The sequence below is a fragment of the Herbaspirillum seropedicae genome (assembly GCF_001040945.1).
Lineage (GTDB): Bacteria > Pseudomonadota > Gammaproteobacteria > Burkholderiales > Burkholderiaceae_D > Herbaspirillum > Herbaspirillum seropedicae.
This window is the reverse complement of the sequence record NZ_CP011930.1, coordinates 2,267,526-2,279,850: the sequence shown is the minus strand read 5'-3', so window position 1 is coordinate 2,279,850 and position 12,325 is coordinate 2,267,526. Positions and strand designations below refer to the sequence as shown.

Annotated in this window: 14 protein-coding genes and 1 tRNA gene; 3 read left to right on the top strand and 12 right to left on the bottom strand. The window is 63.1% G+C overall.

Features of this window, described 5'->3' with window-relative positions:
- Window positions 1-52: 52 nt before the first annotated feature.
- On the bottom strand, window positions 53-724 hold the full coding sequence (locus ACP92_RS10050; RefSeq protein WP_013234002.1) for a TetR/AcrR family transcriptional regulator: 672 nt from the start codon (window positions 722-724) through the stop codon (window positions 53-55).
- A gap of 137 nt (window positions 725-861) precedes the next feature.
- Here ACP92_RS10050 and ACP92_RS10045 point away from each other — a divergent pair, with 137 nt between their 5' ends.
- Entirely contained in the window at window positions 862-1,185 is a 324-nt protein-coding gene (locus tag ACP92_RS10045) for a hypothetical protein (protein WP_048348532.1), read from the top strand.
- A 303-nt stretch (window positions 1,186-1,488) separates the two neighbouring features.
- Here the strand turns inward: ACP92_RS10045 and ACP92_RS10040 are convergent.
- The 4 genes from ACP92_RS10040 to ACP92_RS10025 all read right to left on the bottom strand — a co-directional run bounded on the left by ACP92_RS10040 (window position 1,489) and on the right by ACP92_RS10025 (window position 3,331).
- Window positions 1,489-1,565 (bottom strand) — tRNA-Pro (locus ACP92_RS10040).
- A 37-nt stretch (window positions 1,566-1,602) separates the two neighbouring features.
- A complete protein-coding gene (locus tag ACP92_RS10035; RefSeq protein ID WP_156181771.1) occupies window positions 1,603-1,965 on the bottom strand; it encodes a hypothetical protein in 363 nt (120 codons plus the stop codon).
- Between the two features lie 132 nt (window positions 1,966-2,097).
- A complete protein-coding gene (locus tag ACP92_RS10030; RefSeq protein WP_216665949.1) occupies window positions 2,098-2,958 on the bottom strand; it encodes a hypothetical protein in 861 nt (286 codons plus the stop codon).
- 133 nt (window positions 2,959-3,091) lie between these two features.
- Window positions 3,092-3,331 carry a hypothetical protein gene (locus tag ACP92_RS10025; protein ID WP_041310562.1) on the bottom strand — a complete coding sequence of 80 codons (240 nt, stop codon included), beginning with the start codon at window positions 3,329-3,331 and terminating at the stop codon, window positions 3,092-3,094.
- 239 nt (window positions 3,332-3,570) lie between these two features.
- Here ACP92_RS10025 and ACP92_RS10020 point away from each other — a divergent pair, with 239 nt between their 5' ends.
- A complete protein-coding gene (locus ACP92_RS10020) occupies window positions 3,571-4,734 on the top strand; it encodes a glycerate kinase (RefSeq protein ID WP_013234000.1) in 1,164 nt (387 codons plus the stop codon).
- A gap of 285 nt (window positions 4,735-5,019) precedes the next feature.
- Here ACP92_RS10020 and ACP92_RS10015 read toward each other — a convergent pair whose 3' ends face one another.
- Genes ACP92_RS10015 through ACP92_RS24845 form a run of 4 tightly spaced genes read right to left on the bottom strand, consistent with a single transcriptional unit; the run spans window position 5,020 to window position 7,932 of the window.
- Entirely contained in the window at window positions 5,020-6,099 is a 1,080-nt protein-coding gene (locus ACP92_RS10015) for a glycosyltransferase family A protein (protein ID WP_013233999.1), read from the bottom strand.
- Between the two features lie 41 nt (window positions 6,100-6,140).
- The gene (gene galE / locus ACP92_RS10010; protein WP_013233998.1) at window positions 6,141-7,172 is read right to left on the bottom strand and encodes a UDP-glucose 4-epimerase GalE; all 1,032 of its coding nucleotides are present in this window, start codon (window positions 7,170-7,172) and stop codon (window positions 6,141-6,143) included.
- Window positions 7,169-7,735, bottom strand: a complete 567-nt coding sequence (locus ACP92_RS10005) for a serine acetyltransferase (protein ID WP_013233997.1) — start codon at window positions 7,733-7,735, stop codon at window positions 7,169-7,171. The genes galE and ACP92_RS10005 overlap by 4 nt, the downstream gene beginning before the upstream one ends.
- Before the next feature lie 20 nt (window positions 7,736-7,755).
- A complete protein-coding gene (locus ACP92_RS24845; protein WP_167578387.1) occupies window positions 7,756-7,932 on the bottom strand; it encodes a hypothetical protein in 177 nt (58 codons plus the stop codon).
- Between the two features lie 82 nt (window positions 7,933-8,014).
- On the opposite strand from ACP92_RS24845, the gene ACP92_RS10000 reads away from it, so the two are divergent.
- Complete coding sequence (locus ACP92_RS10000) at window positions 8,015-9,019, top strand: beta-1,6-N-acetylglucosaminyltransferase (protein WP_167578386.1); 1,005 nt, start codon at window positions 8,015-8,017, stop codon at window positions 9,017-9,019.
- On the opposite strand, the gene ACP92_RS09995 is transcribed toward ACP92_RS10000, so the two are convergent.
- Genes ACP92_RS09995 through ACP92_RS09985 form a run of 3 tightly spaced genes read right to left on the bottom strand, consistent with a single transcriptional unit; the run spans window position 9,003 to window position 12,323 of the window.
- The gene (locus ACP92_RS09995) at window positions 9,003-9,941 is read right to left on the bottom strand and encodes an acyltransferase family protein (RefSeq protein ID WP_013233995.1); all 939 of its coding nucleotides are present in this window, start codon (window positions 9,939-9,941) and stop codon (window positions 9,003-9,005) included. The two genes, ACP92_RS10000 and ACP92_RS09995, sit on opposite strands and share 17 nt — an antisense overlap.
- A 20-nt stretch (window positions 9,942-9,961) precedes the next feature.
- Window positions 9,962-10,849 carry a glycosyltransferase gene (locus tag ACP92_RS09990; RefSeq protein WP_013233994.1) on the bottom strand — a complete coding sequence of 296 codons (888 nt, stop codon included), beginning with the start codon at window positions 10,847-10,849 and terminating at the stop codon, window positions 9,962-9,964.
- 55 nt (window positions 10,850-10,904) lie between these two features.
- Window positions 10,905-12,323, bottom strand: coding sequence for an MOP flippase family protein (locus ACP92_RS09985; protein WP_232284926.1), 1,419 nt, complete (start codon window positions 12,321-12,323; stop codon window positions 10,905-10,907).
- Window positions 12,324-12,325: the final 2 nt, after the last annotated feature.

Below are 12,325 nucleotides of genomic sequence, written 5' to 3'. Positions count from 1 at the left end.
ATGTCCTATCCGGATAAATTGGAAACCATCGATTCCAATCCAAGTAAAAAAATCAATCCAGCACTTTCAGCGCCACCTCCACCAGCGCCAGCATTTCCTTGCGGCTGCGCCCTGCCTTCCCGACCACCCGCATGCCCTGGGTCAGGCACAACAGCAGGCGCGCCGTCGAGGGGGGATCGGCATGCGCAGCCACCGACCCATCCTGCTGCCCCTGGCGGATCAGCTCGCCCAACAAAGCCTCGTTGCGCGCCAGCGTCGAAGCAATCTGCGTCGCTACGGATGGCTCGAAGCCCGTGATTGCCACGGCGCTGCTGACGACCAGGCAACCCTGCCGCCCCGCCGCGCCCTGGGCAGACTCCGCATAGAACAGCAGCATGTTGCGCAAGCGCTCACGCCCGGTGGCGCCGGCATCGATGGCGCGCCGGAGTTTTTCCGAACGCTGCGTCCGATAGCGTTCCAAAGCGGCCAGGAAGAGAGATTGTTTATCCCGGAATGCCTTGTAGAGACTGCCTTGAGCCAGCTGCATGGCCTCGCTCAGATCACTGATCGAGGCGCCGGCATAGCCACGCTCGCTGAACACACGCACTGCGCCATCCAGCGCTTGGTCGGCATCGAACTCACGCGGCCGACCGGGGTTGCGCCGGCGGGACGACGGAGCGGAAGAGGAGGAAGAAGCAGGCATGAAAATATTAATTTGGAAATGATTACTTCCAAATATATCCATTTTTCTGCATTCCGGGAAGAAGGGAGAAAAGGAATCAGGCGATTGCCCAATGCAGACCTTGGTGTATCCTAGTGCAGAGACGAGCAGCTGTCGCCCGCCTCAAGCACTATAAATTCATAGGGGATCACAAACTCATCATGAACAACATCGATTCGCTGGATAACAGAACGTCCTACCCGGGCAGCGCGTCGGCGCAAAGCAAGAGCAATGCGGCGACCTCCTCCTTCGAAAGCAAGCTGCAGCTGGCCAAGGGCTCAGCCAAGCCCGATCCCGCGAGGGAACTGCAGGAGTGGCTGGCGATGACGCCGGATCAGCGGCTGTTCTTTACAGTGCTGCACTCCATGGGCGTATCGAAAGAGCAGTACGAACAGATGTCACCTGAGGAAAAGGAAAAACTGGCGGAGAAAGTTCGCGAGCGCATCAAAGAAATGGCCAAGAACGGCACGGCAGGCACGGCATAATCCTGCCAGATCAAATCGCCCCAAGAGCGCGCCACCGGATGAGCGGATTCAAATTCGGGATTTGCGCGCCTTGGGCGCTACTGTTGCAGCTCGAACGAGGCAGCCGATAGAACAGATCCTGACCCGCCTGGCACACACGCGTCGCAACAGACGCCCGGAATCCATATCAAGGCAATGACTGCCCAGGTCTCGGAATCGACTTTCCGCTACCCTGCCCCACAAAGCAAAACAGCACTGGATCAGGCAGTTGCCCAATACAGTGCTGTCTTTTCTTACGGCTTTCGCCACAAGCTTTGAATCTAATGGTCGGGACGGTGTGATTCGAACACACGACCCCTTGCACCCCATGCAAGTACGCTACCAGGCTGCGCTACGCCCCGACTGAAGACAAAGATTATAGCAGCATATGTTTTTAATTCAACTGTTTCTGGAAAACATTTTTAATATTTTTTCATATCCGCTTTGGTAGGCCGTTTGGCTAGCGGGACCAAAATGCCTGAACCTGGCCGCTGACCCAGCTCTGGCGCGTGCCTCAGGCGCTACGACTGCAGCTGCGCCCCTGCCCGGGTTGCGGTTGCGGCACGCACGGTTCGCCGAAAAAATATAACTGCGCACCACTTCGCGCCCAGCCGGGGTCAGGTTGAACGCTCCACCCAGGTTGGGAATCCCCAGGCCGAGCCCGATCACGCTTCGCACCACATGGCGCGGAATGATGCGAAACTCGCCGCGATACACCTCAAGCATCCAGAAGAATTCTTCTTGTGTGAGTTCGATGTCCATGTGCGCCCAGCCCTTTTTGAAGAACCTTGACGATAACATCGCGATTTTTCTAGATTTGTCAGAAAAATCTCAAAAATCGAATGAATTTGAGGACGGGTGAGAGAACCGGCCTGGAGGTCGATCCAGGCTGACTCAATTGCCGCCGAAGAACTCGTTGAGCAGGAAATTCTGCAAGCCCTTGGTATCTTCCAGCCGTGCCGACAAGGTCACCACCCTGCCCAGCCGCTGCGAATCAAAGCTGAAGTCGCCGCTGTAGTATTTGCGGATCAGCGCAATCATGCTGTTGACCACGGCCAGTTGCACATTGCCGCCAAAGCCGGCGTCCACTTCGATCAACTGTTTCTCGCTGCGCCGCTGGTCGGTAGTCCAGCCACGGAAACTGTACTGGGCCACGCGCGGCCCCATGCTGATGATCTGGAAGACACCATTGGTGCCGCGTCCGCGCCGGTCCTGGAAAGCGATGTTGGCGCGGGCGATGTCGTTGGCCGAGGGATTTTCGGCGGCGCGGGCGGCGGCGTTTTCCTCGGCGGCAGCCTGTTCGGCGGCCTGGCGCTGCTCGCGGCGGCGATTCATCGACGTCATGAAGTCCTCTTGCGGCGCAGCCTGGGCCATGGGCGCGGCATTGCTCACCGGCGCGCTGGGCGCGGTGGGACGCGGCGGCTGGGCAGTCCGCGCCGGCGGCGCGGCTGGGCGGCGCGCTGCGGGCTTGGCCGCAGGCTTTTTCGGCTGGACTTTCCTGGGCGGCTCCGGCGCTGGCTTGGGTGGCTCAGGCTGAGCCACCGGCACGGGTGCGGGCGGCCGCACGAAAGTCACTTGCAAGGGCGCATCCGGCCGGCCCGGATTGTTCAGGGGCGGCGGCGTCTCGTTGAGCTTGGCGCGGATGAACAGGAACAGCAGCGCATGCACCAGCACGGACGCACCCAGCCCCAGCGCGGTTCTGCGCCGGGAACGGGACAGGCTTTGTGAACGGGAAGCTGAAACGAACAAACTCATACCTTGCGGCGGCGGCTCCTGGGAATCAGCCCGATGACCAAGCCTTGAGCCCGGTTCCGAAGCCGATCAGTAAAGGCGACATTCTAGCTGTTTTTGCCCTGCGCGCAGCATGCACCATCAGGCGCAACCGTACTCAACGCCAATGGCCATGCCGGCCCCAGCCGCTGCTATAGCCGAAATAGAAGGACGAAGACGGATAGCTGTAGGCAGGATAAGCGGGATAGGCCGGATAAGCCGGATAGGCATAGTAGGGCGAATACACCGGCTGGGCCGGATAGACCGCCGCGCCGTTATACGGATCGGCGGGCACGGCCACACAGCCGCCGAGCATCAGCGCGGCAGGCAGGACGACCAGGCAGGCAAGTGATTTCATGGGACGAACTCCTCAGCCGAATGGCGGCTAATGTGAAACTATCCACCAGCTCGGGGGCGGCTGCCATCGCGCTTACCATTTGTTACCCGCGCTGCCTTCCTGGCGGCAAGCTCATGCGGACGTGAAAAAACTTCATGAGCCTTGGCTGCCGCAAGCAGCTTTGCCCCGGCAATAGGCCGCGCCTGCGCTTATATAATGGCGCGACCATAAAGACTACCGAGCACAACGCGATATTCACCATGACTTCTTCCCGCCCTGCCCTTCGCCCTCCCGTCGTTGTCATCGCCCCCGATTCCTTCAAGGGTTCGCTCTCGGCCGAGGACGTAGCCCGCGCCATCGGCGCTGGCATCCAGGCGGCGATTCCGGATGCGGAAATCCGCCTGCGTCCCATCGCCGATGGCGGCGAAGGCACGCTCGACGCGCTCATGCATGCGGGCGGCGAGCGCTTCGCCGTCGCCTGCCGCAATGCCGCTGGCCAGATGACCGAGGCGCTGGTGGGCATCCTCAAGGATGGCAGCGCGGTGGTCGAATCAGCGGCCATCGTCGGTCTCACCGATACGGCTGGCACGGCGGTGGCCGTGGAGCGCCGCAGTACGCTGGGGGTGGGCGACGCCATCAAGGCGCTGCTCGATCGCGGCGCGCGCAGCTTCCTGGTCGCCTTGGGCGGCAGCAGCACCAATGACGGCGGCGCCGGCCTGCTGGCCGCGCTGGGCGTGGTGTTCTACGATGCGGCAGGGGTTGAGGTCGCGCCGGCCCCGGCCGAACTGCACCGAGTGGTGCGGGTGGACGCCTCCGGGCTCGATGCGCGTGTGAAAGAGGCGCACTTCGTGGCCATGTCCGATGTCGATAATCCGCTCTGCGGCGCAGAAGGCGCGACCGCCGTGTTCGGCCCGCAAAAAGGGGTGCAGCCCGACCAGGTTGCGCCCCTGGACCAGACCCTGGCGCACTTTGCCCAGGTGCTGGAAGAAGCGCTCGGCCGCCAGGCAGCCACCCTGCCCGGCGCGGGCGCCGCCGGCGGTCTGGGCTATGCCCTGCTGATGCTGGGCGCGCAGTTCCGCTCGGGGGCGCAGACAGTCGCCGATCATATCGGCCTGGACCAAGCCCTCACCGGCGCCGACTGGCTCATCACCGGCGAAGGCCGCAGCGATGCCCAGACCCTGCACGGCAAAGCGCCCTTCATCGCCAGCCAGCGCGCACGTCAACTGGGGGTGCCTGCCACCCTGCTCTCCGGCGGTATCGATCGGCATTCGCTGGCGCAACTGCAGACCAGCTTCTCGGGCTGCTTCTCCATCGTCTTCGGCCCCGGCGCGCTGCAGGACGCCATCGCCCAGGCGCCGCAACTGCTGCAAGCCAGCGCGGAACAGTTGGCCCGCCTGTGGCAAAGCGCCGCGGCGATGCGCTGAGCGCTGCCAAGTTGTTCACAAAAATCGGGGACGGGCCTGTGGAGAAGCCTGGGAAAAGCCAGGCAAGCCATTGAATACACAGGTTTTTATGGGAGCGGCGCGCAGACATGCAAAGCGCCGTCAAACCACTCCCCGACGATGCGGAAACGGGACTTGTCCTCACGCTGGGGCAGTTATCCCCAAAAAATGGGGGCAAGCCTGTGGACAAGCCCGGGAAGATTCCGCTAAGTCATTGATATAAATAATTTTTCTTTTTCTGCCCGCCACGCAGCAGCCTCCTCAGGCTCAGGCCGCGGCCGTCTCCAGCAAGGTGCTCATGCGCCGCTTGCCGGGAATGCGGCGGATCAGCCAGGAGCGCACGGCATTCCACTCGCCGGTCTCGGGCTCGTTGCCAGCCTGGAACAGGAAGTAGCGCCACAGCAGCAGCAATTCATTGCGGGTGGTGGCGAGCTTGCGGAAGCGCAGCTCACGCTCCACCTCCGGCGAATGCATCAGTCCCTCGCGCACCGCTGCGGCCATGCGCTCGAACTCGGGCGAAAAATCACTGCGGCCATTGATCTCGAAGAGCAGGCCGCCATGATTGCAGAACGGCGCGGGATCGAAATAGGGCTGCTGCTTCATCCGCGCAAAGGCCCGCACCAGATAGCGCGACACCTGCAGGGAGACCTTCATCTGTTCATCGAAACGGGTCGCGCTGACGTTATTACCGTGCCAGCGATACTTGATCAGTTTCTGCGGCACGTTGTTGCACTTGCTTTGAATGCCGAGCTGGCCGAAGAGGAAGTAATCCTCGGCCAGGTTCTTGACCATCATCTGCTGCTCCTGCGGGAACACGCCCATGAAATCGACGCCATAGCGGATCCCCTGGCGCTGCACCTCGGCAAAATCCAGCATGGCCGTGGGGTGGGCAATGGGATTGCGGAACAGGCTGGCTGCCGCCACGCGCTGCACGCCCACCGGCATCTTCATCTCATGGATAGGACCGCCCTTGGCATCGATCACATCGGCCTGGCCGCCAATGGCCACGCACTGCGGGTTCGCCTCAAAGGCCGCCAGGGAAATGGCCATGCGTTCGGGATAGCAGACGTCGTCGGCATCATGCCGCATCACGTAGCGGCAATCGCTGATCTCCAGTCCCTTGTTGAGCAGGCCCGACAAGCCATCGGCTTCGGGGAAGCGATGCAGTTCGATGCGGGCATCGCGTTCGTGATAGCGCTCCACCATCTCGGCGCTGCCATCGGTGGACCCGTGGTCCAGCACCAGCACGCGCCAGTCGGTCACCGTCTGGGCTTGCAAGCTGTCCAGCGACTCCGCCAGGAAATCCACCCCATTCTTGACCGGCAGCAGCACATCGATGGTCGCCATGATCACACTCCTCTGTTTGAATTAGCTTCTCGTGCTGCCGCTCAGGCAGCCTCTTCCTGGGCCAGTCGCTTGGCCAATGCCTGCCAGCGCCAGGTATCGGCGCACATGGCTTCGATGCCGCGCTGGGCGCGCCAGCCCAGCTCGCGCTCTGCGCGTTCGGTGGCGGCGTAGCAGCAGGCGATATCGCCGGGACGGCGATCCACCAACTGGTAAGGCAGCTTGTTGCCGCAGGCCTGTTCGAAGGCCGCCAGCATTTCCAGCACGCTGTTGCCGCGTCCGGTGCCCAGGTTGTAGGTGTAGACGCCCGGCCCCTGCTCCAGCTTGCGCAAGGTCTTCAGGTGGCCCAGCGCGAGGTCGACGACGTGGATGTAATCGCGCACCCCCGTGCCGTCCGGGGTCGGGTAATCGCTGCCATAGACCGACAGCGCCGCGCGACGGCCATCGGCCACCTGCGCGATGAAGGGCAGCAGGTTGTTGGGAATGCCGCTGGGGTCTTCGCCGATGAGTCCGCTCTCATGCGCGCCGACCGGATTGAAGTAGCGCAGCAGCGCAATGCGCCAGCTGGGATCGGCCACGTGCAGGTCACCCAGGATCTGCTCCACCATCAGCTTGCTGCGGCCATAGGGATTGGTGGCCGAGAGCGGGAATTCTTCCGTGATCGGCACGCTGGCCGGATCGCCATAGACGGTGGCCGAGGACGAGAAGACGATGTTCTTCACTCCATGCGCAGCCATGGCTTCGAACAGCACATTGCTGCCGTGGACGTTGTTGTCGTAGTAGCGCAGCGGCTGCGCCACCGATTCGCCGACCGCCTTGAGGCCGGCGAAGTGGATCACGGCCTCGATGCGATGGCTCTTGAAGATGCCATCCAGCACCGCGCGGTCGCGGATGTCGCCCTGCACGAAATGCGGACGTTGTCCGGAAATCTGCGCGATGCGATCGATCACGCTGGCGCGGCTGTTGCACAGGTTGTCCAGCACCACCACGGCATAGCCGGCATGGATGAGCTCGACGCAGGTGTGCGAACCGATGTAGCCGGCGCCGCCGGTGACGAGGATGGTGGCTTGGGTCATGTCATGTCCTTTTGCAGTAATTCGGAAGAGGCGGATGCAAGGCTGCCCGCCGAGGTGCGCGCAATCACGCGCGCGGGTGCGCCCACGGCGGTCGCGCCCGGTGGCACGTCGTCCAGCACCACGGACATCGCCCCCACCTTGCAGCCATCGCCCAGGTGGACCGCGCCCAGCACCTGGGCGTACGCACCCAGCTCGACGTTGTCGCCCAGCACCGGCACCGGACCGCCTTCGCGGCGGTTGCCGATGGTCACGCCCTGGCGCAGCGTGCAGCCCGCACCGATGACCACGTCGCCGTGCAGGAAGATGTTGCCGAAGTGCCAGATGCGCAGGCCCGGGCCTATCCTGGCGGTGCGCGGCAGGCTGATGCCGAATACGGTTTCGACCAGCCGGAAGGCCAGCCAGTAGAACAGGTTGGCGATCTTGCGGGACAGTCCCGCCGGACGCGCCTCGATACGGCGGCCCCAGCGATACACCCAGATCGCCCAGATCGATTGTTCCTTGAGGAAGGGGCGGCGCATGTCATAGCGCCGCAGGTCGGCTTCCCAGTCGGGATCTCTCGTCATCCAGGTCTCTCGTCGGAAGGTCATTGAAGGAATACAGACGTGGCCAGCCAGTGAAATCGGTGCTGCGCCACATGACCTTCAACAGAGCGGCTGAAGGCCGAAAAGTTCTTATTGCGGAGCAAAAAACTGATGTCGCCGGACTGCGACACACCCGCCTGCACGGCGATGTGCAGCGCAACAAATGGATCGCTGCGCATGCGGAACTTTGTACTCCTTTATCGACCTCAAGCGTGCAGGCGCTCGCGCAAGCATGCCCGGCGCTGCCCCTCACGAACCAGCATGAAGAACAACACGATGAACATCGCCTACCTGATCCTGGCCCACAACAATCCTCGCCTGCTGGACACGCTCATGGCCCAGCTCGACAGTGACCAGGCGCAGGCCGATGCACCCGCGCATCCGGCGGCCCCCTCGAAGGCCCATTTCTTCCTGCACATTGACCGCAAGACCGACATCGCGCCCTTCCTGGGACTGGCCGACCGCTATCCGCACCTGCACTTCTGCCGCGATCGCGTCGATGGCGCATGGGCGCATTTCTCGCTGGTGGAAGCCACGCTGCGGCTGATGCGCCAGGCGATGCAGACCCTGGGCACGCCCGACCGCGTCGTCCTGCTCAGCGGCGCTACGCTGCCGGTGCAACCGCCCGCTTACATCGCCAGCTTCTTTGCGCGCGAGCGCGGGGCCAACTACATGGATGCCTTTGCCATGCCCAATGAAGAGTACGGCAAGGGCCTGGGCCGGCTGGAGCACTACTGGATACGCCGCAGTCCGCCCATGCACCGCTATCGCTGGATGTTGCAGGACTTCATCAACGCCCACCTGCCGCGCCGCAATTTCCGGCGCGCCTTCGGCCCGTTGCAACCGGCGGCGGGTTCGCAATGGTGGGCCATCACTGGCGAGGCCTGCCGCTACGTGCTCGACTACGTCAGCGAGCATCCGCGCTTCGTGCGCTTCTGCCATCACACCGATTGCCCGGATGAGTTCTTCTTCCAGACCATCCTCTGGAATTCGCCCTTCAAGGAGAGCCTGCGCCCTACCCTGACCTACACCGACTGGCGGCCCGGCAAGCAGAGTCCCGAAGCCATCAACGGCGATACGCTGGCGCAGTTTGCCCAGGACGTGGTCTTCAATTCGCCGCACAACAATAGTCCGCTGCCGCCCGGTGAAGTCTTGTTTGCGCGCAAGTTCGATGAGCAGGACTGGCCGGTCATCGAGCAGCTGGTCGCGCTGCTGCAGGCCAAGGCAGCGCGCCAGGCTGCCGCGCCGCTCAGGGAATCAGCCTGACCCAGCCCAGCCGCCCTGCGCCCTGAAGGGTCTTGAGCTTGCCGATGGCATAGGCCAGCAGCGCCGACAGCACCGCCGTCACCAGGAATACCTTGCCGCCACCGAACTTGCCATTGAGCTTGAAGGCCATCTCGAAGATGGGATGGAAGTAGTAGATGCGCGCCGACATGTGGTCGCGATAGTTCAGTTGCACCTGGCGCGCCGCCAGGAACAGCACGGGCGCGACCACGATCAGGCTGGCGTAGAGGTCGCGCGTCTGGTTGCGGCTCAGCCATCCCCACAGCACGATCTCGCCCACGAACAGCGCGCCCACCAGCAGCAACAGCGGCAGTGACACATGCAACGGCGTCTGGCGCCGGCGCAGCGCCATGCCGATCAGCAGGAAGGGCAAGGCTACCGTGAGGGCATTGCGATACAGGTCGAACTGGCCGTGGATGGCATGGGCAAAGTCATTGCCATTCCACAGCGCAATGGCCTGCAACACAATGCCTGCAACGAAGCACAGCAGCGCCACCGGCAGCAGCAAGGACAAGTGCGCGCGTCCCAGGTAGGCCAGGCAAGCCGCCACGATCAAGGCCGCCAGATACCACAGGTGATGCCAGCCCGTCGCCAGATTCTGCACAATCGAAAGCAATGCGTCCTGCGGCGAAGCGGTATCGAGCCACAAGGGCGAAAACAGCAGGCTCAGCAACAGGTAGAGCAGCACGATGCGGCGCAGCCAGGGCAGGAACTTGTCGCGCTCCAGGCTCAGGAAGTAGCCATTCATCACAAAGAACACCGGCACGGCGATGCGGAAGATGCCGTTGGAAGTCAATGAATTGAGCGCTGGCAGGCTCGCAAACGGGTTGGTATGAATGCCCACCACCATCAGGCTCATGATGAGCTTGAGGATTTCCAGGCCGCCATGATGCTGTTTTTCCATCTGCCTCTCCCCTGCCCGTCCTACTTGCCGCCCGCGTGCAGGGTCGGCGCCAGCGAAGCCTTGTACTTGCCGTACTTGAGCTGCTTGACGGCGAACTTGGCGTGCGAACGTCCACCACCGAGCATGGTGAAAAAATCGCTGGCTGACAGCTTGATCTGCTGGTAGCCCGCCAGCGAACGCAAGAGGCCAGCCATGTTGCGGCGCTGGCAGTGGCGGTCGTAGAACAGTTGCGCCGCCGAAATGATGCGTTCGGGGGACTTCAGCGTAATGCGCTCGAACTCGTGGGAGATGTCCATCAGATAGGTGTTGGAGCAGATGCTCACGGCCGGGCCGAACGTGCGCACCAGCCGCACCCAGGTTTCCCAGTCCTGCCAGGCCGGCATGGCGGCGTCGAACATGCCGATCTCGACGAGGCGCTCAGGGGTGGTGAAGACCTGGTTGCCGATGGCGTTGGTCTCCAGGATCGCCGGCAGATCGACGCGGGCGTCCAGATCCCACAGCATCACGCTGCCGCCGGCATTGACGATGCGGCGGTCGAACAGGCAGGAGAAGGACTCGCCCTTTTCTTCCAGCGCATGCCACTGGCGCACGAAGCGCTCGATGCGGTCGGGCATGAAGACGTCATCATCGTCGATGCCCGTGATGAACCGCCCCGTGGCCGCCTGGATGGCCAGGTTGCGCGCCGCGCAGGCGCCCTGGGATTGCTCGTTGTGGATCAGCTTGACCTGGATATCGCTGTGCTGGCCGCGCAACTGATTGACGTAATCGCAGGTGCCGTCGGTGGCGCCGTCGGAGACGACGATGAGTTCCAGTGGCCGATAGGACTGCGCCAGCACCGAATTGAGTGCGCGCGTGAGCAGGCCCAGGCGGTTCTTGGTGGGAACGTAGATGGTGACCAGGTCGTTCATGGCGTGATTGTCATTCTTGTCATGGGAAGGGAACGGGAATGGAAAGCGCCCTTGCTCAGGCGCGCCCCACCATCTTCTTCATGTCCAGCACCAGCTCCTTGGAAAACAGCAGCGTCAATCCCGCAAACACCGCCGCACCGCAGGCTGCCAGGCCGAACAACACCACCTGCGGGCCGAACTGGTCGCTCCGCATCCATTGCAGCAACGGCGCCAGCAAGGCCAGCATCACCAGCGAGAAGGCCACCGGCTGCCACAGCGCGCGCAGCAGTTGCAGCAGGTTGCTATGCAACTCGCGGGTGGCGAAATAGAAATGCGGAATGGCATTGAGCACATTGGCAATCAGGTAGCAGATCGCCACGCCCTCGATACCCCAGTGCACGCCGATGAAGAAGCTGCCCACCTGCAGCACCGCACCCAGCGCGCCCAGGCGCATCATCAGGTCAGTGCGGCCAGTGGCCATGAACACCGCGCCCGTGGTGCTGATGATGGATTGCAGGAAGCCCACCGGCGCCAGCCAGGCCAGGATGATGGGCACGCTCTGCCACTGCGGCCCCAGCGCCACCCGCACGAAGGGTTCGCGCAACAGCCACAGGCCCGCCATCATCGGCGCGGTCACGGTGGCGATCAGGCGCAGCGAGCGCAGGTAGAGCCGCGCCATCTCGGCGCGCTGGCCCTGCTGCCGGCTCATCACCGGGAACAGCGCGCGATTGGCCACATAGCTCATGCTTTGCAAGGGAAACATCATCACCTTGTAGGCCTGCGCATAGATGCCCAGGGGAATCGCGCCCAGGATGCGGCCGATGACCATGCTGTCGGCATTACGGGCGAAGAAGTTGACGAAGGAAAAACCGGTCAGGTTGCCGCTGAAGCGCCACAGCCCGCGAAACTCGCTGCGGCTCCAGATCTTCTCGGGACGCCAGCGGCTGGCCAACCACAGCTGCAAGGCCGAAAGCATGGCCGACACCAGCGTCTGCCACACCAGGCTGTAGACGCCGAAGCCGGTAAAGGCCAGCGTGACCGCCGTCACCAGCGCCAGCGCCGCCGAGACGATCTCGATGCGCGCCAGCGTGCGGAAATTGGACTCGCGCTCCAGCAAGGCGCTGTGCACGGCGCAACTGCTGGTCAGCGGAAAGGACAAGGCCATCAGGCACAGCACCGGGGCCAGATGCGGCGTGCGGAAGTAATCCTCAACCATGGGCGAGATGGCGATGAGCACCAGCGCAATCGACACGCCCAGGCCGACATTGAGCCAGAAGACGGTATTGGTGGTCTCGCGGGTGAGGTTCTCTTTCTGGATGACCGCCGCGCCGGTGCCCATGTCGCGCAGCAGCGAGGCGAAGTTGACCGCCACCGTGGCCATGGCCAAGAGGCCATACTCGGACGGCGCCAGCAGGCGCGAGAGGATGAAGATGGAGACCATCTGCAAGGCAATGCGCACCATCTGGGACAGCGTCAACCAGCGTGCGTTGGACATAG